Consider the following 18393-nt stretch of genomic DNA (forward strand, 5'->3'; position numbering starts at 1 on the left):
TGCAAGAGTCTCAGCAGGGAGCTTCGCGCGCGGCCTTCAGCAGCGTCTGGTCGATCACCGGGGCACCGCCGCCCGCCGACTGCTCACCGCCGCCGTTGCCCTGCTGCGCCTTCGACCACTGCGTGAGCTGGTCGAGCACCTGGCGCGCTTCCGCCTTCGGGCGGACGTCGCCGAGCAGGGTGCCGGTGGTGAACGTGACCGAAGCGTCCTTGCGGTTGTCCTTGACCAGTTCGGCGCACGGGACCACCAGGCTCAGCGTGCGGGCGGCGGCCGCGCCGTTCTCGCCGAAGCGGATCTGGCCGCGGCATTTGGCTTCCGCGTTCTTGTAGGCCGGGTCGACGTCCGGCTCGAGCACCTGGGAGAAACCGAGTTCCCGGAGCGTGCTGGTGACGATGCCGCCTTGGCCGCGGACCTGGGATCCGTTGAGCACCTGGACGGCGACCTTGTCCGGCGGGACCGGCGCCCGGTCGTCGAGTCCGTCGTGCGCCAGCGGCGTGTAGGTGACGCCTTGCTGCGGGACGGGCGGCGGATCGCAGCGGATCTTGGCATCGATGTCGGCGTTGCTCGCCACGACGTTCACCCAGACGATGACCGCGCCGAGTGCCATCACCCCGATGACGATGAGCGCGGGCAGCGGCTTGCGTTTGCGATACGGCCTCGCCCCGCGGTCCCCGATGCCGTTCCCCGACGCCACCTGCCAGTCCCTTCCCCAAAGCCCGGATCCCCGGACGGTGCTTCATCTCACCATCGTGTCCGATCAGCCTATGCGTTGTGGTGAAGGTGATCGGCGCGGGCCTCCGGATAGCACCACGCGATGGCCACTCCGGGCAAGCGGCCGGGCCCAAGGGGTGAGGTACCCGACGCGGGCACAACCCATTCGGACGACAGGCGTCTTGACAGCAGGGTTCCCCCTGTTGGGTGACGTAATCCCGGCAATGTCTGACTCGTTGCAGAGCCGGTATCGGCGTGAGCTACCCTTCGCGGGCTCAGGCGGCAGTAAGAGGCGCAAAAGAGAGACCTCGCTCACTGCCCAGCCGGGCACAAACAGGGGCGCTGGGACGTTAACCAGCGGCACGAAGGACTCACGAGCCGCGCGCTCTTGGGTCCGGGCCATCTGACATCGAAAGCATCGCAGGGGTGAGGGACAAATGGCGACCGACTACGACGCTCCGCGCCGCAGCGAAGCCGACGAGCTGGCCGAAGACTCGTTGGAAGAGCTCAAGGCACGGCGCAACGAAAACCAGTCCGGCGTCGTGGACGTCGACGAGGACGCGACCGCCGAGAACTTCGAGCTGCCGGGCGCGGACCTCTCCGGACTTTCCGGGGAGGACCTGACCGTCAAGGTCGTGCCCAAGCAGGCCGACGAGTTCACCTGCTCCGTCTGCTTCCTGGTGCACCACCGCAGCAGGCTTGCGGAAGAGAGTGGCGGACGGCTCATCTGCCGCGACTGCGCCTGAGCCTACGGGCACAGGGGACGGCGCGACAGGGGTTTCGGGGTTCGAACAGGAATAAGGGGGCCGGCCGAGTGGCCGGCCCCCTTTCCTGTGCTCAGGACTTCGAGGCGGTCTGCCGCAGCAGCGCGGCCACCTTCTCCGGATGCCGGGTGCTGAACAGCCAATACGGCGTCGGATCTTCGGGGTCGGTGAGCCAGACCCGCACGACCGGGCCGACCCAGCCCCGGTGCAGCACGAAGGCCGCCGGATCGGCGTCGCGGCCGAGCGCCTTGCGCTTCGCTTCCTTGTCGATGACGTCGACGTCGCCGACGAACTTGAGCGGAAGATGCGCGTCGCGCAGCCACAGCTCCGGCTCGGCGCCACCGGTCACCCGCACGCGGGACCGGCCGAGCGAAACCATCAGCGCGATCACCGCGGGGATCAGCACCACGTACGGCAGCCAGCCGCGGAGCCCCGGATAGCCCATGTCGATCTCCGCCGCCAGCAGCCCGCCGCCCAGCAGCGGCAACGGCCAGCCCCACCACGGGACATAGAGCCGCTCTGAATGCTTGACGGCGCCGCCTTCGGCCGTGTTCACGCTTTCACCCACGCCTTCAGGGTAGTCTCGCCGCCCGTGTCCACCGTTCAGGTACTGCTTTCCCGGATCGATCCTTCGGTCCCACTCCCCGCCTACGCGCGCCCCGGCGACGCGGGCGCCGACCTCGTCACCACCTCGGATCTCGTGCTCGCGCCCGGCGAACGCGGCGTCGTCGGAACGGGTGTCGCGATCGCGCTGCCGCCCGGGTACGCGGGCTTCGTCCACCCGCGCTCGGGTCTCGCCGCCCGCGTCGGCCTCTCGGTCGTCAACACCCCGGGCACCATCGACTCCGGGTACCGCGGTGAGATCCGCGTCTGCCTGATCAACCATGATCTCTCCGAGAAGGTCGTGCTCACCCGCGGCGACCGGATCGCGCAGCTGGTCGTGCAACGGGTCGAACAGGCCGAATTCGTCGAGGTCGCCGAACTCGAGCCGTCCGAGCGCGGCGAGGGAGGGTATGGCTCCACGGGCGGACACGCCACACTGGGAGCCGGAGCCAGGGAAGGAACGGAGAACTAGTGGGGATTTTCGGACGCAAGCGCGAGGCCAAGCCGAGCGGACGGCACGCCGCGCCCGAGGTCGAAGACCGTCCCGGTGACGACGGCGCCGACGAGATCGAGCCGCAGCTGTCGGAGACCTCCGACGGCCCCTTCGACCTCGCCGACGCGCCCGAGGACGGCATCCCGAGGATCGACCTCGGTTCGGTGAAGGTACCGGTACCCGACGGCTCCCAGGTCCAGGTCGAGATGGACCCGGAGAGCGGCGGCGTCCGCGCGGTGCACGTCGTCACCGAACAGGGCCAGATCACCGTGAGCGGCTACGCGGCGCCTCGGTCCGGCGGCCTGTGGAAGGACGTCAGCACCGAACTCACCGAGCAACTGCGCGCCGACGGCGCCAAGGTCTCGGTCGGCATGGGGGAATGGGGCCTGGAGCTGTCCGCGATCGTCGGCGACGTCGCACTGCGGTTCGTCGGGGTCGACGGCCCCCGCTGGATGCTCCGCGGCGTCATCGCCGGTCCGCAGTCGCAGGCGTCCCAGGCGCCCGCGGTACTGCGCGAGATCGTGCGGCACACCATCGTCGACCGCGGCGACGCGCCGATGCCGGTCCGCACCCCGCTCACCATCACGCTGCCCGACGCCGTCGCACAGCACATCGCCGAGCAGAGTTGATTTGATCGCGCGCTGTGTTTATTTGATCGCGCGCTGACGTAAACGTGCCGAAGGGGCGCCGGGCCGCTTGCAACTCGGGTTGGGAGCGGAGGGCGCCCCTTCATCACGTTCCGTGGGCCTTCGGCCCGAAAGAGGGCGCGCGACGGGTGAAGTCTCCGTCGGGCGCAGAGCGCCCTTTGGGAGACCGTTCGGTGCTGTGGTGCCGCGGTGGGGTTAGTGGGTCTGGGTGGCGGTTAGCCAGGCTTGGACGGTTGTGTGGCCTAGGGATTCCCTGTTCGTGCCGAGGGCGGTGAGGGTCGACTCGCCGACTTCGGCGTGGGGGAGGGCGTTCGCCCAGGCGTGCGCCACCGCCGCTGGGTGGATCGGGTCGTCCACGCATGCGCCGATCCCCGCGGGCACGTCGAGGCCTTTCAGGTCTTCGAGTGTCGGGGCGGGATGGCCTGCCGCCGTCCGCAGGCTTGCCGCCAGGTCGGCACCGTGCCGCCGCCACGCGCGGCCGAGTTCCGCCGAGAGCCAGCCCGGGACGCCGTCCGTCGATTTCGCCAGCGCGCCCTCGACCCCGTTTTCGGCCACCAGATCCGCTGACAGCCGCGCGGCGAGCGACGCGGGTGCTTGTCCGGCCGGGCCGTTCCAGGCCGGGAGCGCGGCCAGCAGGCCGGTGCAGCGGCCCGGATTGCGGGCCGCCCACTCCGCCGACAGATGCGCGCCGAACGAGATGCCGCCGACGAGCAGCGGACCGTGCTCGCCGGACAGCCTGTCCAGCTCCTCGAGATAGCCGTCCGCGAGACGGCCGCCCGCGGGCGGGGGCGGGGCGAGCAGCCGGATGCCGAGCGCCCGCAGCGGGCCGGAGAACACGCTGCGCACGAACACTTCGTCGGACCCGGTGCCGGGGAGTACTACTGCCGTCGTAGGCGGAATAGCGGAGGTCACGTTGCGATATTCCCCTAAACCCGTTCTCCTGGTCGAAGCACAGTTACGCTGGATTACGCACGGGCCGTTCAAGTCGGGGGCCCCGGAGCACAGGAGCACCGTTATGTCCGCCAAAGACGGCGGCTACTTCAGCCGGCTGGTCCGCAAGCTGACCAGCGACGTCGAGGATCTCGACGCCGACGATCTGTCCGAAAAATCCGAGGCCGGCGGAGCGCAGCGAGCCTGCGACTGCCGGTCGGGTCAAGAGGTGACGGTGCTCGGGAGACTCCGCAGCGTGGAGCTCTGCCCGACCAACGAGGCGGCGACGCTGCAGGCCGAGCTGTTCGACGGCACACAGGGTGTGACGCTAATCTGGCTCGGACGCCGCCGGATCCCCGGAATCGAACCCGGGCGAACCATCAAGGTGCGCGGCCGGATGGCCGAACGTGATGGTCAGAAGGTGCTGTACAACCCCTATTACGAACTTCAGAGCCCTGTGAGTTGATCCCGCATCGTGAGTGAACCCGCCGGCGGCGAGCAGAAGACCGACGACAAGAAGCCCCCGCCCACCCTGTTGGAACAGATGGGCGGGCTGTCAGGACTGTTCTATTCCTCGCTGCCGGTCATCGTGTTCGTGATCGCGAACGCGATCTTCGGGCTCACGGTGGGCATCTGGGCCGCGGTGGGCAGCGCGGTGGCGATCACCGTGCTGCGGATCGTGCGCAAGGAGCCGCTCCAGCCCGCCATCTCCGGATTCTTCGGGGTGGCGATCGCGGCGTTCATCGCCTACCGGACCGGATCGGCCAAGGGCTTCTTCCTGTTCGGCATCTGGACGAGCCTGGTCTACTGCGGCGTCTTCGTGCTCTCGATCGTCGTCCGCTGGCCCCTCGCCGGGGTGGTGTGGAACGCGCTCAACGGCACCGGCCACGCCTGGCGCAAGGACAAGAAGTCCCTGATCGCCTATTCGATCGCGACCGGCGCCATGGCGCTGATCTTCGGCGCCCGGTTCGTCGTGCAGCGCTGGCTGTACGACGAGGACTACACCGGCTGGCTGGCCTTCGCCAAGATCGCGATGGGATACCCGCTGTACGCGCTCGGCCTGCTCACCGTCGTGTGGGCGGTGCGGCGGTCGGACAAGCACCTCAAGGCGCAGGCCGAAGAGGCCCCGCGTGAAGAGACCGACGCCGAGGTCGAGGCTCGCCTGCGTGAGAAGTACGCGCAGGCGCCCGCCGTCGAGAACTAGCCGCTTCCGTCAAGCCCCGTACGCTATGAACGGTCCTTTCCTTGCAAAATTTGCAAGGAAAGGACCGTTCATAGCGTTTGAGGAGGCGTGAAAGGGCGGTTCTAGTAACCCAGCGCGGTCCGGATCTCCGGCTCCACGTCCGAGGTCGCCACGAACAGCAGCTCGTCACCCGGCTCGAGCGGATCCTCCGGCTGCGGCACGATCACCCGGTCCCCGCGCAGGATCGTCACCAGCGCCGCGTCACGCGGCAGGTTGATCTCGCTGACCGCCTTGCCCGCCAGCGGCGTCTCCTCCGGGAGGGTGAGTTCGACGAGGTTCGCCTGGCTCTGCCGGAACGTCATCAGCCGCACCAGATCGCCGACGCTCACCGCCTCTTCGACCATCGCCGCGAGCATCCGCGGGGTCGACACGGCGACATCGACCCCCCAGGCGTCGTTGAACAGCCATTCGTTGGCCGGGTTGTTCACCCGCGCCACCACCCGGCGCACCGCGAACTCGGTCTTCGCCAGCAGCGACACCACCAGGTTCGCCTTGTCGTCGCCGGTCGCGGCGATCACGACGTCGCACTCCTCGATCCCGGACTCCTCCAGGATCGACACCTCGCACGCGTCGCCGAGCACCCAATCCGCCTGCTCCACGGTGTGCGGCTCGAACTGGTCGGCCTCACGTTCGATGAGCATCACCTGGTGGCGCCCGTCGATCAGCTCCGCGGCGATCGACCGGCCCACCGCGCCGGCCCCGGCAATCGCGACCCGCATCAGTTCTCCTCTTCCGGTTCGCGAGCGGCGACGGTGGTCACGTCGCTGACAGTGCCCGATTTCGCGGCGACGTACACGACGTCGTCGGCCTGGATCACGGCCTTGGTGTCGGGCAGCACGGCGGTGCCGAACCGCATCATGAACGCGACCCTGGCGCCGGTGGTGTCCTGCAGTTCGCGCACGCTGCGCCCGATCCATCCCTCGTGCAACGGGAGCTGCAGGAGCGCGACGCTGCCGGACGGGTCTCGCCATTCGGAGGCGACGCCATCGGGAAGCAGGGTGCGCAGGAACCGGTCGGTCGTCCACGGCACGGTCGCCACGGTCGGGATGCCGAGCCGTTCGTAGACCGCAGCGCGCTTGTGGTCGTAGATCCTGGCGACGACCTTGTCGATGCCGAAATTCTCCCTGGCCACGCGCGCCGAGATGATGTTGGAGTTGTCGCCGCTGGACACCGCCGCGAAGGCCCCCGCGCGTTCGATCCCGGCCTCGATCAGCACCTGCCGGTCGAAGCCGACGCCGACCACCTGCTGACCGTGGAAATCACTGCCGAGCCGCCGGAACGCCTGCCTGCTCTTGTCGATGACGGCGACCTCGTGCCCGAGCCGCTCCAGCGCCGCGGCCAGGGATGCGCCGACCCGGCCGCATCCCATGATCACCACGTGCACGCACTGCCTCCTTAGTCAGCGAACGTTTCACCCGTCCGCAGGTACCCAGACACACCAGGGCCGAACCTACCGTGAGGGCCGCCCGTTACGCTTCTGCGGTGTCGAAGTTCCCGACCGTATTGAAGCGGCTCGTCCTCGGACGTCCATTCCGGAGTGACCGCCTCTCGCATACGCTCCTGCCGAAGCGCATCGCGCTGCCGATTTTCGCGTCCGACGCGTTGTCGAGCGTCGCCTACGCGCCTGAGGAAATCTTTCTGACCCTCAGCGTCGCGGGCCTGTCCGCGTACGCCTTCGCGCCGTGGATCGGCGTCGCCGTCGCCGTCGTCATGCTGGTCGTGGTCGCCTCCTACCGGCAGAACGTGCACGCCTATCCCAGCGGCGGCGGTGACTACGAAGTCGCCAATACCAACCTCGGCGGCAAATTCGGGCTCACCGTCGCGAGCGCCCTGCTGGTGGACTACGTGCTCACGGTGGCGGTTTCGACGTCATCCGGGGTGGCGAACATCGGTTCCGCCATCCCGTGGGTGGCGGAGCACAAGGTGATCGCCGCGGTCGTCATCGTGGTCGTGTTGACCGCGCTGAACCTACGCGGAGTGCGCGAATCGGGCAAAACGTTCGCGATCCCGGTCTACGGTTTCATCATCGGCATTCTCGGCATGGTGATCTGGGGCCTCATCGAGGCGGCCTCCGGCACCGACATGCGGGCCGAGAGTGCGGATTTCCAGTTGCACGAAGAAGCCTCTTTGACCGGTTTCGCCTTTTTCTTCCTGCTGCTGCGGACGTTCTCCTCCGGTGCGGCGGCGCTGACCGGGGTCGAGGCGATCAGCAACGGTGTCCCGGCGTTCCAGAAGCCGAAATCGAAGAACGCGGCGACCACCCTCCTGCTGATGGGGGTGCTCGCGGTGACGATGCTGGTCGGCATCATCACGCTGGCGATCATCACCGACGTCAAATTCGCCGAACACCCGGAAACGCAGCTCACCGGCACTCCGGCGGGCTACGAGCAGAAGACGATCGTCGCGCAGATCGCGCAGGCGGTGTTCGCCGACTTCACCCCCGCGTTCTACTACATCTCCTTCGCCACCGGCATCATCCTGCTGCTGGCCGCCAACACCGCGTTCAACGGCTTCCCGGTGCTCGGTTCGATCCTCGCCCAGGACCGCTACCTGCCGCGCCAGCTGCACACCAGGGGCGACAGGCTGGCTTTCTCCAACGGCATCCTGTTCCTCTCGGCGTTCGCGCTGGTGCTGATCATCGCCTTCGACGCCGAGGTCACGAAGCTCATCCAGCTCTACATCGTGGGTGTGTTCGTCTCGTTCACGATCAGCCAAGCGGGCATGCTCCGGCACTGGAACCGGTTGCTGGCCAGGGAGACCGATCCGACGGTGCGGCGGCGGATGCGGCGATCGCAGACGGTCAACGCGATCGGCCTCACCATGACCGGCACCGTGCTGGTCATCGTGCTGGTCACGAAGTTCCTCCTCGGCGCCTGGATCGCGATCGCGGCCATGGTGGCGATCTACATCCTGATGACCGCGATCCGGAAGCATTACGACCGGGTCGCGGAGGAATTGCGCGAGATGGACCGCAAGCCGACCGTATTGCCTTCGCGCAACCACGCGATCGTGCTGATTTCGAAGCTGCACCTGCCGACCCTGCGCGCGCTTTCCTACGCCAAGGCCGTGCGGCCGGACGTCCTCGAAGCGGTCACGGTGAACGTCGACGACGCCGAGACGCGCAAACTCGTCCAGGAATGGGACGACCACAATTTCAAGGTGCCGCTGAAGGTGATCGAATCGCCGTACCGCGAGATCACGAAACCCGTGCTGGACTACGTGAAGCGCGTTCGCGGCGACAATCCGCGCAACGTGGTGACCGTGTTCATCCCCGAATACGTGGTCGGGCACTGGTGGGAGCAGGTGCTGCACAACCAGAGCGCGCTGCGCCTCAAGGGACGGCTCCTGTTCCAGCCCGGCGTCATGGTGACGAGCGTGCCGTGGCAGCTCGAATCGTCGGAAAAGGCGATCAAACGCGACCGGAAGGCACGGCCCGCGGCAGGCGACGTGCGGCGTGGATTCTCCCCTGTGGTCAAACAGACCGAAAAAACGAAGGACAAGGAAAAATCAGAATGAGTGTGGACGCGTCGACCGGCACCTGGCTCGGACGAACGATCGAGCTGGAGGTCGGCGCGGTCGCCCACGGCGGGCACTGCGTCGCGCGGGCGGAAGGTCGGGTCGTGTTCGTGCGGCACGCGCTGCCCGGCGAGCGGGTCCTCGCCTCGGTCACCGAAGACAAGGGCGGGTCGTTCTGCCGTGCCGACGCGATCGAGGTCCTGGAGGCATCCCCGGAACGGGTGGAGCCGCCGTGCCCGCTCGCGGCGCCGGGGGAGTGCGGTGGTTGCGACTGGCAGCACGCCGCTCCCGGTTACCAGCGTGAACTCAAGGCCGCGGTCGTCGCGGAACAGCTGAAGAGGCTGGCCGGGATCGAGCGCGACGTGGTCGTCGAAGCGCTCGACGGTGGCCCGCTGGACTGGCGTAGCCGCGTCCGGCTCGTCGCGGGCAAGGACGGCAAGGCGGGCTTCCGGGCGCACCACAGTCACCGCGTGATCGCCATCGACGACTGCCCGATCACCGTCCCCGGCGCGCTCGACGACGTCGTGTCGCGGAACTGGCGCCCCGGCAGTGAAATCGAGGTCACGAAGGACGGCGCGGGGCACGTGCACGTCCGCGACCTGTCGACGGTCCACGGGAAGACCAAGTCGCGGCAGCTGGCGGGCGGCCTCGCCGTCCAGCGCGCCGCCGGCCGCGACTGGCGCCTCGACGCCCACGGCTTCTGGCAGGTCCACCCGGCCGCCGCCGACACGCTCGCCGCCGTCGTCGCGGAATGGGCCGAGGCGCCGCGCGACGGCGTGGCCTGGGACCTGTACGCCGGCGTCGGCCTCTTCGCGTCGGTGCTCGCCGAGCAGGTCGGCCCGGGCGGCCGCGTGCTCGCCATCGAATCCGGCCGTCGCGCCGTCGCCGACGGCGAGGAGAACCTGGCCGACCTTCCGCAGGTCCGCTGGCGCTCCGGCCGCGTCGAGCATCTGCTGGCCGACGCCCCGAAACCGGTCGACGTCGTCGTCCTCGACCCGCCGCGCAAGGGTGCGGGCAAGGCCGTCGTCGAGTCCATTGTGGAAGGCTCGCCCGACAGGATCGTCTACGTGGCGTGCGACCCGGCCGCCTTGGCCCGCGACATCGCGCTGTTCGCGGGACACGGATACGGGCTGGCGGATCTGCGTGCTTTCGACGCTTTCCCGATGACACACCACGTCGAATGCGTTGCGTTGCTGCAATAACGGCTTATCGGTAATCCGTCGGAATGGATTGGCTTCGTTCGGCTTGTCCAGGTGTCGAAGTGCTCGCTAACTTGAGCTCAATTCGACGCGAACGGAATTCCGAATCATGGATTATCTTACTTCGGTATGTGGTGATTGCGACGGAAAAGGCTGCGCCGGCTGCGACGGGCACGGCACGGTCACCATCGTGGAGGACTGACGAATGGAACCGTCAATGCTTCCTCCCGGTGTCACGGCGCAGGAGATCAGCTACCGCAGCGGCCGGAAACAAGTCATCTACACGGCGCCCTACCCGTCCGAAGGCCCGGTGCTGGCCAGGGATCTGCTGGGCAGACAGGCATGGATGTTCATGTACGCGCATTTCGTCTTCACCTGGGTGGAGGGCGCGGTCCAGGTGCAGGTCGCTCACGGAACGCTGAGCGGACCGAAGATGCCGTTGTGGAAGGGAATCGCCATTTCCGCCTACTGGTCGGGGCCCGCGCTGGCGAAATTCGGGCAGGCGTGGGCGCTGCAGCAGATGTCCGGTGAGCGGGGTACCCCGGCCGTCGTCTCCATTTGAGGTACGGCCGGATGGTGCGGATCTTGTTCATGATCCGGTATGGGCCGTGGAAGATCGCGCATGAGCGGTTGCGGAAGTGGACCGCGGACGGGACGTGGGATCGGGTCCTGGAGCACGTGATCGTCAAAGGGGTTGCGCGGACTGGATCGAAGACCTCGCGATCGACGGGGAATGCCTCGGACGCTCCCGGGGAGGGCTGACGACGAAGCTTCACCTGGCGGTCGACGCGGCCGGTCTGCCGTTGGCGGTGATCCTCAAGCCCGGTCATGCCGGGGACAACCCGCAACTGCTGCCGCTGCTGGCCGACAAGGCCTACACCCACCCGAATACCCGGAAGGCGCTGCGGGAGCGCAGGATCAAGGCCACCGGCCTTCGACCCCGACCTCTACAAGCTCCGCAACGTCGTCGAGCGATGCTTCAACCGGCTCAAACAATTTCGCGGCCTAGCGACCCGATACGCCAAACGAGCCGCCTACCACCGCGCCGAGATCATCCTCGCCTGCATCGTCCTCCACCTCCGATGAAGATCCGCAGGACACGCCCTAGGCCGGATGGTTCGGTCCAGGGGTCTTTCACGTCACTTGAACATGGGCATGCCGAGGAGCCCGTCGCCGGTGCGGACGGCGGGCTCCTCGGGTTGTGCGTGATCAAGTCACGACGCGGTGGAGAGTGTTGCGCCGTGGCACTTGTAGCGGGTCGAGGTACTGAGGTGGCACGAACTCCGGTATCCCGTCCGGCGCCATCCGAACCTGCCAGTCGCCATGGTGGATCAGCCGATGGTGGAAGCCGCAGAGAAGGACCAGGTTCCGCAGATCAGTCGGTCCGCCGTCCGCCCAGTGGTGAATGTGGTGGGCGTGACAGTGCTTCGGCGCCCGATGGCAGCCGGGGAACGCACAGCCACCGTCGCGAATGTTCAAGGCCCGACGTTGGCCTGGGGTGACGAACCGTTTCATTCGTCCGACATCGAGAGGCTCACCGGCGGCGTTGAGCACGACGGGGATCATCAGGCAGTCGCAAGCTGCCAAACGGGCTTCGCGGGCGGTGATCTTCCCGACGAAGTCGAGGCACGCGGTCCCGAGTCCGGTCTTCAAGGCTTCGAGTCCGACGGTGACATGCACCAGCGTGCGGTAGCCGGAGGTGCCCGGTTGATCGGGGCAGGCGATGGCGAGGTCGACGAGGTCGGCCCACGCGTCTCCTCGGCGTTGGGGCATGGTGCGGTGGTCGGTCTGGCCGAACTCGTCGACCGGCCGCTTCGCCCCGTAGGCGTCCAGCGTGGCCGCGGTGCGGGCACCGGTCTCGGGGTCCAGTAGCCCGGACAGTTTCCAGAAGCCGTCCTTGCGGCGCTCGACGAACACCTCCCGCCTCGGCGGCGTGGGTTCGGGGTCCTTCGGCTCGTTGCCATCGGGGTCGAGATGCGCGAGAAGGTTCACGCCTGCGTCGGCGATCTCTTTCGGCCCGGCCTCGCGGGCGAGATCGGCGAGGATCTTCTCCGCCCCGGCTCGTTCCTCCGCGGGCACATCGGAGGGAATTTTGCGGAGGATCTCCAGGATCAGGTCTATGTGCTGCTCCCCGAGCGCGCCGTCCTCGGCCGCGGCGGCGGTTGCGGGCGCGAACACGGCACCCTCACCACCGACACCCGGCGCGGGGTTCAGGGCCTGGGCCCGGTCCACCATGTCTTGCGCGTCACCCCGGGAGATCCGGGCGACATCGGCGAGCCAAGATGTCGCGCTCCCATAGCCGAACAAGTCTTCCGCGCCCCGCGACTCGACTTCCGCCAGGTACTTCCCCAAGCCGGCCGAGGCCACCCTCATCACCTGCAGCAGGTGTGTCACGCCGTGGGCAAGCTCCAGCTTGCCGGCGCGCCACAGTTCCTGCGGCAGTTCGGGAATGGTCGTCTCGGGCACGTCTCCATATTACCGAAATATGGGCGGGAAATCATTCGTAATTTTAAGCAATAATGGTAATTGCACATTTACCACTGATGGGTGATATGGGGTCGGACATCGTGACGCTCGCGAGTGGTAAGGACGGTTCTAACCGTCCTTTACCACTCACGACCTGTCTTTGTCTCTCACGAGACTCACGCGGCTCGGCACCAGTGTTCTTGCCCGCCTGAGTACATGAAGGACCCCTTCACTGCGCCAGGCGCAAGGAAGGGGTCCTTCATGTACTCAGGCAAGGTGTGAAGGTCGGGTTTCCTCGGCTGAGCCGAGGGAAGCCGGAACCACGTAGGTGCCTAAGCCACCCTTGGCTCTAACCGTCCTTACCACTCACGAGACCCAAGCTCAGCGTTTCAGCGTGAAAGTGAAGTCCCCGGAAACCTTCCCGGTCAACCGCACCGCCGAAACCACCTTCCCTTCCTCGATCAGTCTCTCGACCTCGCCCCGCGAAAGACCGCATCCCTCGGCGATCAGCCGCACCGGCCGGACCGGGATCCGAGCCGCGAAGCGAACGGAGACGTCGCGAAAGTCCGGGGCATCCGAGGAGCCGGTGTCGAGGCACCAGGCACCCTCCCAATCGAGGGCGATGCGGTTACGGCGCCGCACGGCGGGGTCCTGGAGCAGGTGCGCCGCCAAGGCGGGGTCGTTCTCATGCAGCCGGTTCAGCAGTTCAGGCCGGACGGAGCGCACGTTCACCCGCTCCAGGATCGTGAGCTTCGCGGTGTCCCCGCATCCGGTGCAGCGCACGAGGAGCCAGACGTCGAGGAGTTTGTGGTTGGCGTTGACGCGGAACTTGCCGTTCGCCCGGAAACGCCCGGACGCGCAAGCGTGGCAACGGCGGAGGACGACAGGTAGGCAGGTGGGTACGACCACCCAGTTTTCGAGCACAGGAATACGCCCGTTCAGTGAGAAATCCGCAGCAAAAAGAAACGCGGCGCCTAGACGCGACGCGCGACGAAATCAGCTCTCGGGAGGTCTCACAGGGTGTACAACGGCAGGCCCTCGGGCTCGACGACATGGTCCGGCAGCACGGTAATGGCCAGGGAGAGGCCGCTCCACTGGTTTTCCAGGGCAAAGCGAAGGCCCCCTGGCCGAAACCAGGGGGCCTCACTCAAGCAATGCCTAGGAGCGCGCGTCCTCCTTCAGCATGTCCGCGCACTTCTCACCGATCGCCATCGTCGTGATGCACGGGTTGACCGCGACCAGGAACGGCATCGCCGAACCATCCGCGACGCGCAGGCCTTCGACGCCCCGCACCCGCAGTCGCGCGTCCAGTACGGCCAGCGGATCCCCGTCGCCGCCCATTTTCGCGGTGCACGACGGGTGGTAGACCGTGTTGTGCGTCTTGCGCAGGTAGTCGGCGATCTCGTCGTCGGTCTTGACGTCCTTGCCGGGTGCCAGTTCCGTGCCCGCCCATTCGTCCAGCGCGGGCTGTTCGGCGATCTTGCGTGCCAGTTTGATGCCGTAGGTCATCACGCGCATGTCGTGCTCGTCGGTGAAGTAGCGCGGATCCACCTTCGGCTTGTCCCGATAGTCGCGGCTGCGTAGCCGCACGGTGCCGGTCGACCGTGACCGGGTGACGTTCGGGGTCAGGCAGAAGCCGTTCTCCGTGGTGGGATAGCCCTGCCGGAGGGTGTTCATGTCGAACGGCACCGAGCCGTAGTGGAACATCAGGTCCGGCCGGTCGAGCCCTTCCTCGGTGGTGGTGAAGATGCCGATCTCCCACCATTGCGTGGACTCGGTGGTCATCGGCTGCAGGGCGTCCCACTGGATGACGCCTTCCGGGTGATCCTGCAGGTTCTCGCCGACGCCGGGGGAGTCCACCAGAACTTCCACTCCGACCTCGCGCAGATGATCGGCGGGGCCGATTCCCGACAGCATCAGGAGTTTCGGGGTGTCGATCGCGCCAGAGGACAGGATGACCTCGCGCCGCGCGCGCAGCGGGACGCCGTGGATCAGGTCGTCGGCGAGGTACTCCGCGCCGGTGCAGCGTTTGCCGTCGAACAGCAGCCGCCGGACGCGGGCACCGGTGATGATCTCCAGGTTCGGCCGCTTGCCGATGATCGGGTGCAGATACGAGACCGACGCCGACGATCGCGTGCCGTCTTCGCGCGCGTTGATCTGGAACCAGTTCGCCCCGTGTGTCACGGTCTTGCCCGAGTTGAACTCCGTCCTCGGGATGCCCGCCTGCTCGCAGGCCTGCAGCAGCGCGACGCCGGTCGGGTCGTTCGGCGGCACCGAGCGGATGGTCACCGGACCGGAGCGGCCGTGGTGGTCACCGGGACCGTCGTTGGTCTCAAGACGCTTGTACAGCGGGAAAACATCCTTGGCCGACCAGCCGGGAAGACCGAGCGACGACCATTCGTCGAGGTCTTCCGCCGGCGCCCAGAAGGCGATGCACGAGTTGTGCGACGAGCAGCCGCCGAGCACTCGCGCGCGGGCGTGGCGCAGGAAGGAGTTGCCGGACTCCTGCGGTTCGACCAGGTAGTCCCAGTCGTAGCCGGATTCCAGCAGTGCCATCCACTTCGTCAGTTCCAGCACCGCCGGATTGTCCACATCGGACGGTCCGGCCTCCAGGAGCGCCACGGTGACGTCCGGGTCTTCCGAGAGTCTCGCCGCGACCACCGAACCCGCCGTCCCGCCGCCGACGACGATGTAGTCGAACTCTCCGGTCACTGTGCTGCCTCCTCGGGAAGTGCTTCCGCGGCGTGATCGGCCAGGACGCCGCTCTTGTGCCGCAGGACGAACCAGTAATACGCGAAACCGACGACCGCCACCGCGCCGACGAACAGCACGGCCCCCCATTGGAGGTACCAGTGGTAGGGCTCGGTCGCGTTGTAGACCTCGCGCCGCGGCCACGCCAGGTTCACCACGATCACGCCGCCCCACAGCACGCCGAGGATGTTGACCGGGAGCCCCAGTTTGCCGAGCGAGAAGTACTTGGTGCCGGCCACCTTCGGTGGCGGCCATTGCCCGCGCAGGCGTTTGACCAGCATCGGCACGGTGACCAGCAGGTACGCCAGGTAGATCATGATGATGCCGATACTGGTGATCACCGTGAAGATCTGCGGCTGGCCGACGTTGACCACCAGGATCAGCACCGCGATCACCCCGGAGACGATCGCGGGGATCACGGGCGTCTTCGTCTTCGGCGACACCCGCGCCAGATGCTTCCCGGCGGGCAGGTTGTTGTCGCGGCCCATCGCGAACATCATCCGGATCGCCGCCGACTGCACGGCCAGGTTGCATACGGTGATCGCGATGACGACCGCCAGCAGGAAGATCGTGCCGATCGTGCTGCCGAGGACGTCGAGCACGATGAATTGCAGCCCACCGGTCGCGATCTGCGGGTTGTTGATGTCGCCGACGGCCATCAGCGCCAGGATGAGGATCAGCCCGCCGATGACGAACGACGCGATCAGCGCGCGCAGGATCGCCTTGGGCGCGTTCTTGCGCGGGTCGTGGGATTCCTCGCCGAGCGAGCTGGCGGTGTCGAAGCCGTACATGACGTAGGTCGACGCGAGCGAGGCGACCAGGAACGCCCCGAAGTACCCCCACGGCTGGTCGGCGCCGGTGTTGTTGGTCTGCATGACGACCTCGGGGCCGCGCGTGATGTTCACCGCGAGCGCGACGATCAGCAGGACCGCGGCGATCAGTTCGATGAACACCCCGGCGCTGTTGATCCGCGCCATCAGTTTGACGCCCCAGGCGTTCACCAGCGTGGTGAACAGGATCAGGATCGTGCCGAGGATGACCGCGTTCACCGCGCTGTCGCCGGAGAAGGAGAAGAACGACGAGATCTGCGGGAGCGTGATCTGATACGCCAGCGCGACCGCGGCGATGCTGACGATCGAGGCGGTCAGCATCATCCACCCGGCCAGCCAGGCGACGTGCGGGCTGCCGAGCCGTTTCGACCAGTTGTAGATCGAACCGGCGACCGGATAGTGCGCGGCCAGTTCGGCGAACGACAGCGCCACCATGAGCTGGCCGGCGAACACCATCGGCCACGACCACCAGTACGCCGGCCCGCCGAAGCTGAAGCCGAAGTAGAACAGCTGGAAGGTCCCGGTCAGGATCGAGATGTAGCTGATCCCGGCGGCGAAGGTGTGGAAATTGCCGAGCGTTCTTTCGAGTTCCTGTTTGTAGCCGAAACCGGCGAGGCCGTCATCGGAAGGATTGCTCATCGGCAATTTTCCCCTCTTTAGTTGGACGCGGGCTCCCCGGAGAACCAGCGCTGTGGTGCGGGCCGGAGGTTCTGGTAGATGTGCTTCGCCTCCGTGTACTCGGCGAGTCCCGTCGGGCCGAGCTCACGCCCGAAGCCGGACTGCTTGTAGCCGCCCCATTCCGCCTGCGGCAGATACGGGTGGAAGTCGTTGATCCAGATCGTGCCGTGCCGCAGCCGGTTCGCGACCCGCTGCGCGCGGGAGGCGTCCGAGGTGAACACCGCGCCCGCGAGGCCGTAGTGCGTGTCGTTGGCGATGCGGACGGCGTCGTCCTCGTCGGTGAAGGTCTCGACGGTGAGCACCGGGCCGAACGATTCGTCGACGACGGCGCTGCTGCCCTGCTTCACGTTGTCGAGGATGGTCGGCAGGTAGTAGTGCCCCTTCGCGAGCTCGCGATCGTCGGGTCGTTTGCCGCCGGTGCGCAGGACGGCGCCCTCTTCCAGCGCCGCGGCGACGTAGCGTTCGATCTTCTCCAAATGGGCGGCCGAGATCAGCGGACCGGTTTCAGCCTTCGGGTCGAAAGGTCCACCCAGTCGGATCAATTCGGCGCGACGGACGAGTTCGTCGACGAACCTGTCGTGCCATTCCTCTTGGACGATCAGCCGCGCGCCCGCCGAGCAGACCTGCCCGGAGTGCAGGAACACCGCGGTCAGCGCGTAGTCGACGGCGGTGTCGAAGTCCGAGTCGGCGAAGACGACGTTCGGGTTCTTCCCGCCCAGCTCCAGCGCGACCTTCTTGATGGTGGCGGCGGCCGAGGCGGCGATGATCTTGCCGGTCGCGAGGCCGCCGGTGAACGAGACGAGATCGACATCCGGATGCTCCGAAAGTGGAGCCCCGGCCTGCGCGCCCGCCCCGAGCACCAGGTTCGCGACGCCGCCGGGCAGCCCGGCCTCGGTCAGCAGCTTCATCAGCATGATCGAGGTGTGCGGGGTCAGCTCGCTGGGTTTGAGGACGAACGTGTTGCCCGCCGCGAGCGCGGGGGCGACCTTCCAGATCGTCTGCAGGAGCGGGTAGTTCCACGGCGTGATCAGCCCGCAGACGCCGACCGGCTCGTGCACGATCCGGCTGAACGCGTCCGGGTTGCCGGTGTCGACCACGCGGCCGGCGTCGTTGGCGGCGAGCTTGCCGAAGTAACGCAGGCACGCGGCGATGTCGGCCATGTCGTATTCGCTCTCGACCAGCCGTTTCCCGGTGTCGAGCGATTCGGCGCGGGCGAAGGCCGAGGCGTCGCGATCGAGCAGGTCCGCGGCCTTCAACAGCAGGTCGCCGCGCTGGGGAGCGGGCGTGCCCGGCCACGGGCCGGTGTCGAACGCCTTCCTCGCGGCGGCGATGGCCGCTTCGGTGTCTTCACGGGTGCCTTCGGCGACTTCCGCGACCAGCGACCCGTCCGCGGGGCAGCGGATCTCCCGGCGACCACCGCCGACCGCGTCGACCCACTCGCCACCGATGAAAAAGTCCGCCATCAAGCCCTCCGCAACCGGCTCTTGCTCAACCGTCGATCAGCGATTATTACGGCCACCCGACGTGACCGCTACTTGGCAAAAGAGACCATGTTCACACCG

19 protein-coding genes are annotated in these 18393 nt (G+C 67.3%); 9 read left to right on the forward strand and 10 right to left on the reverse strand.

Annotation, left to right across the window (positions count from 1 at the left end):
- Positions 1 to 10: 10 nt before the first annotated feature.
- Positions 11 to 694, reverse strand: a complete 684-nt coding sequence (gene cei, locus DMH03_RS20860; RefSeq protein ID WP_125793650.1) for an envelope integrity protein Cei — start codon at positions 692 to 694, stop codon at positions 11 to 13.
- A 454-nt stretch (positions 695 to 1148) separates the two neighbouring features.
- Here cei and DMH03_RS20865 point away from each other — a divergent pair, with 454 nt between their 5' ends.
- A complete protein-coding gene (locus tag DMH03_RS20865; RefSeq protein ID WP_005164528.1) occupies positions 1149 to 1457 on the forward strand; it encodes a DUF4193 domain-containing protein in 309 nt (102 codons plus the stop codon).
- Positions 1458 to 1548: 91 nt separating this feature from the next.
- On the opposite strand, the gene DMH03_RS20870 is transcribed toward DMH03_RS20865, so the two are convergent.
- Positions 1549 to 2043 (reverse strand): DUF3093 domain-containing protein, encoded by a 495-nt coding sequence (locus tag DMH03_RS20870; protein ID WP_199748950.1) that lies wholly within the window; start codon positions 2041 to 2043, stop codon positions 1549 to 1551.
- A gap of 24 nt (positions 2044 to 2067) precedes the next feature.
- Here DMH03_RS20870 and dut point away from each other — a divergent pair, with 24 nt between their 5' ends.
- Both dut and DMH03_RS20880 read left to right on the forward strand, forming a co-directional pair.
- On the forward strand, positions 2068 to 2550 hold the full coding sequence (dut, locus tag DMH03_RS20875) for a dUTP diphosphatase (protein ID WP_007033571.1): 483 nt from the start codon (positions 2068 to 2070) through the stop codon (positions 2548 to 2550).
- The gene (locus DMH03_RS20880) at positions 2550 to 3200 is read left to right on the forward strand and encodes a DUF3710 domain-containing protein (protein WP_125793651.1); all 651 of its coding nucleotides are present in this window, start codon (positions 2550 to 2552) and stop codon (positions 3198 to 3200) included. Before dut ends, DMH03_RS20880 begins: the two co-directional genes overlap by 1 nt.
- A gap of 213 nt (positions 3201 to 3413) precedes the next feature.
- Here DMH03_RS20880 and DMH03_RS20885 read toward each other — a convergent pair whose 3' ends face one another.
- Positions 3414 to 4130, reverse strand: coding sequence for an alpha/beta hydrolase (locus DMH03_RS20885; RefSeq protein ID WP_233611566.1), 717 nt, complete (start codon positions 4128 to 4130; stop codon positions 3414 to 3416).
- Between the two features lie 103 nt (positions 4131 to 4233).
- Here DMH03_RS20885 and DMH03_RS20890 point away from each other — a divergent pair, with 103 nt between their 5' ends.
- Both DMH03_RS20890 and DMH03_RS20895 read left to right on the forward strand, forming a co-directional pair.
- Complete coding sequence (locus DMH03_RS20890) at positions 4234 to 4614, forward strand: OB-fold nucleic acid binding domain-containing protein (RefSeq protein ID WP_034316985.1); 381 nt, start codon at positions 4234 to 4236, stop codon at positions 4612 to 4614.
- A gap of 9 nt (positions 4615 to 4623) precedes the next feature.
- On the forward strand, positions 4624 to 5352 hold the full coding sequence (locus DMH03_RS20895; protein ID WP_125793652.1) for a DUF3159 domain-containing protein: 729 nt from the start codon (positions 4624 to 4626) through the stop codon (positions 5350 to 5352).
- Between the two features lie 101 nt (positions 5353 to 5453).
- Here DMH03_RS20895 and DMH03_RS20900 read toward each other — a convergent pair whose 3' ends face one another.
- Together DMH03_RS20900 and DMH03_RS20905 are read right to left on the reverse strand one after the other, a co-directional pair.
- On the reverse strand, positions 5454 to 6110 hold the full coding sequence (locus DMH03_RS20900) for a TrkA family potassium uptake protein (RefSeq protein ID WP_016332961.1): 657 nt from the start codon (positions 6108 to 6110) through the stop codon (positions 5454 to 5456).
- Positions 6110 to 6775 carry a TrkA family potassium uptake protein gene (locus DMH03_RS20905; RefSeq protein WP_125793653.1) on the reverse strand — a complete coding sequence of 222 codons (666 nt, stop codon included), beginning with the start codon at positions 6773 to 6775 and terminating at the stop codon, positions 6110 to 6112. The genes DMH03_RS20900 and DMH03_RS20905 overlap by 1 nt, the downstream gene beginning before the upstream one ends.
- Positions 6776 to 6873: 98 nt before the next feature.
- Here DMH03_RS20905 and DMH03_RS20910 point away from each other — a divergent pair, with 98 nt between their 5' ends.
- From DMH03_RS20910 to DMH03_RS20930, 4 genes are all read left to right on the forward strand, one after another.
- Positions 6874 to 8907, forward strand: a complete 2034-nt coding sequence (locus DMH03_RS20910) for an APC family permease (RefSeq protein ID WP_125793654.1) — start codon at positions 6874 to 6876, stop codon at positions 8905 to 8907.
- Entirely contained in the window at positions 8904 to 10109 is a 1206-nt protein-coding gene (locus DMH03_RS20915; protein WP_125793655.1) for a class I SAM-dependent RNA methyltransferase, read from the forward strand. The genes DMH03_RS20910 and DMH03_RS20915 overlap by 4 nt, the downstream gene beginning before the upstream one ends.
- A 214-nt stretch (positions 10110 to 10323) precedes the next feature.
- Entirely contained in the window at positions 10324 to 10668 is a 345-nt protein-coding gene (locus tag DMH03_RS20920; RefSeq protein ID WP_233611567.1) for a hypothetical protein, read from the forward strand.
- A 266-nt stretch (positions 10669 to 10934) separates the two neighbouring features.
- Positions 10935 to 11192 carry a transposase gene (locus DMH03_RS20930; protein WP_125793658.1) on the forward strand — a complete coding sequence of 86 codons (258 nt, stop codon included), beginning with the start codon at positions 10935 to 10937 and terminating at the stop codon, positions 11190 to 11192.
- 123 nt (positions 11193 to 11315) lie between these two features.
- Here DMH03_RS20930 and DMH03_RS20935 read toward each other — a convergent pair whose 3' ends face one another.
- From DMH03_RS20935 to DMH03_RS20955, 5 genes are all read right to left on the reverse strand, one after another.
- Positions 11316 to 12572, reverse strand: a complete 1257-nt coding sequence (locus DMH03_RS20935; RefSeq protein WP_125793659.1) for an HNH endonuclease signature motif containing protein — start codon at positions 12570 to 12572, stop codon at positions 11316 to 11318.
- A gap of 381 nt (positions 12573 to 12953) precedes the next feature.
- Positions 12954 to 13496 (reverse strand): DUF1062 domain-containing protein, encoded by a 543-nt coding sequence (locus tag DMH03_RS20940; RefSeq protein ID WP_125793660.1) that lies wholly within the window; start codon positions 13494 to 13496, stop codon positions 12954 to 12956.
- A gap of 234 nt (positions 13497 to 13730) precedes the next feature.
- Positions 13731 to 15284, reverse strand: a complete 1554-nt coding sequence (locus tag DMH03_RS20945; protein ID WP_125793661.1) for a GMC family oxidoreductase — start codon at positions 15282 to 15284, stop codon at positions 13731 to 13733.
- Positions 15281 to 16792: an APC family permease gene (locus DMH03_RS20950; protein WP_125793662.1), complete on the reverse strand. Its 1512-nt coding sequence runs from the start codon at positions 16790 to 16792 to the stop codon at positions 15281 to 15283. The genes DMH03_RS20945 and DMH03_RS20950 overlap by 4 nt, the downstream gene beginning before the upstream one ends.
- A 17-nt stretch (positions 16793 to 16809) precedes the next feature.
- Complete coding sequence (locus DMH03_RS20955; RefSeq protein ID WP_125793663.1) at positions 16810 to 18294, reverse strand: aldehyde dehydrogenase family protein; 1485 nt, start codon at positions 18292 to 18294, stop codon at positions 16810 to 16812.
- Positions 18295 to 18393: the final 99 nt, after the last annotated feature.

The sequence above is a fragment of the Amycolatopsis sp. WAC 01376 genome (genome assembly GCF_003947415.1).
GTDB lineage: Bacteria > Actinomycetota > Actinomycetes > Mycobacteriales > Pseudonocardiaceae > Amycolatopsis.